Source organism: Lactobacillus sp. UMNPBX17, from assembly GCF_002553735.1.
GTDB classification, from domain to species: Bacteria; Bacillota; Bacilli; order Lactobacillales; family Lactobacillaceae; genus Lactobacillus; species Lactobacillus gallinarum.
This window is the reverse complement of record NZ_PCYT01000132.1, coordinates 1-1,582: the sequence shown is the minus strand read 5'-3', so window position 1 is coordinate 1,582 and position 1,582 is coordinate 1. Positions and strand designations below refer to the sequence as shown.

Genomic DNA, 1,582 nt, shown 5'->3' with positions numbered 1-1,582 from the left:
ATCAGTGCTTTAAAAGTCTAATATTAATTGTCAATGTCTTAACTTAATGACATTGAATTTACATGGTGCAGCTTTAGTTCAAGCAGTGAAGGGCTTGATAATGAGTACTGCTAATCCACAGTTAGACGTAAATAGTGATAATTCTGCTATTGTGTCTCCTCGTAGACAAGGTGCTGGTCAAATTAATGCTGGTGCAGCAACATCATCACCAGTTTATATTACTGCCGATGATGGAACTAGTTCACTTAGCTTACACAATATTCAAGATTCAACTAATTTCAACTTAACTTTCCATAATTTAAGTGACAAGGAACAAACTTATACCTTTGATGATTTGGGTGGAGGATATACTGAAGATCGTGATCCAGATACTGGATTGTTTAGTGATGTCCAATTAGCAGGTGCACGTGTTGATGGAGAAAATAGTATTACTATTGCTCCAAATTCAACTGCTAAATTTGCCTATACTTTAAAGCTGACTGGTTTGCAAAAGAATCAATTAGTTGAAGGATATTTGCATTTTGCAGGTAACAACGGTCAGGTAGATCTTTTTGTACCATATCTTGGTTATTATGGTGATATGACTAATGAGCACGTCTTTGATAAAAACGCTAATGAAGACAATACTGATATTTTAGGCAACCGTCTTACTAATGAAGATAATTATCCACGTGGTATTGCCGATGAATATTCATTAAAGCAATTTGTTAAGCAGAAAAAACAAGATAATGCCGATTATAAATGGCAACAAGCTACTCAAGTTTATGATAGTGGTAAAGTTGCATTTTCACCTAATGATGATAATGAGAGTGATTATGTATTACTATTTATGTACTTAAAACAAAATATCAAGGATCTTAAGATTGAAGTCCTTAATGACAAGGGTGAAGTAATACGAGTAGTTACTGATGCAAAAGACGTAGCTAAATCATATTATGACAATCACAGCTCTGAAACTACGGTAAGTACAGATGAGTATAAATGGGACGGTAAAGTTTACAATAAAAAGACCGGCAAAATGGAAGTAGCGCCAGATGGTCAATATACTTATCGCTTCATAGCAACACTTTATAATAAGGGACCTCATCAAGTTCAAACTCATGATATGCCAATTATCATTGATACGACTAAGCCTGTATTTAAGAGTTTCAATTATGATACTCAAACTAATACTCTAACTGGTAGCTATGAAGATACTGGTGTTGGCTTCACTGATTATTCATATGGTACTGTTACTATTAATGATAAAGTTTTCGGTTTCAAATTAAATGAAGGCCAAAATCAGTTTGACAATGATGATAAAACTAAAGGTCATTTCACTGTTAAATTGGATGCTGAGGAACTCGCAGCTTTAGCAAATACTCAAAATAAAATTACTATAGCTGTGAGTGATGCTCCAGATAATACGGCTAGTGAAACTAGGAATATTGCGCCAGTTGCAGGTAAAGCTGAAGTTAGTGTTTGGAATGCAATTACTGGTATGCCATTTGATACCAACAGTGCTGATTATCATGAAAATAAAAAAGTCGTAAATTGCAATAATAAATTGAACACTTACGCTGTTTGATAGATTTTATCTAAT

The 1,582-nt window shown here is 33.9% G+C and carries 1 protein-coding gene; it reads left to right on the top strand.

Annotated features, from left to right (window positions below):
* The first annotated feature begins 46 nt into the window (after nt 1-46).
* Nucleotides 47-1,567, top strand: coding sequence for an Fn3-like domain-containing protein (locus CP368_RS09885; protein WP_098046053.1), 1,521 nt, complete (start codon nt 47-49; stop codon nt 1,565-1,567).
* Nucleotides 1,568-1,582 lie beyond the last annotated feature (15 nt).

Coding starts and splice junctions, on each gene's coding strand:
- CP368_RS09885 (WP_098046053.1), top strand. CDS start 47: ATGACATTGAATTTACATGGTGCAGCTTTAGTTCAAGCAGTGAAGGGC.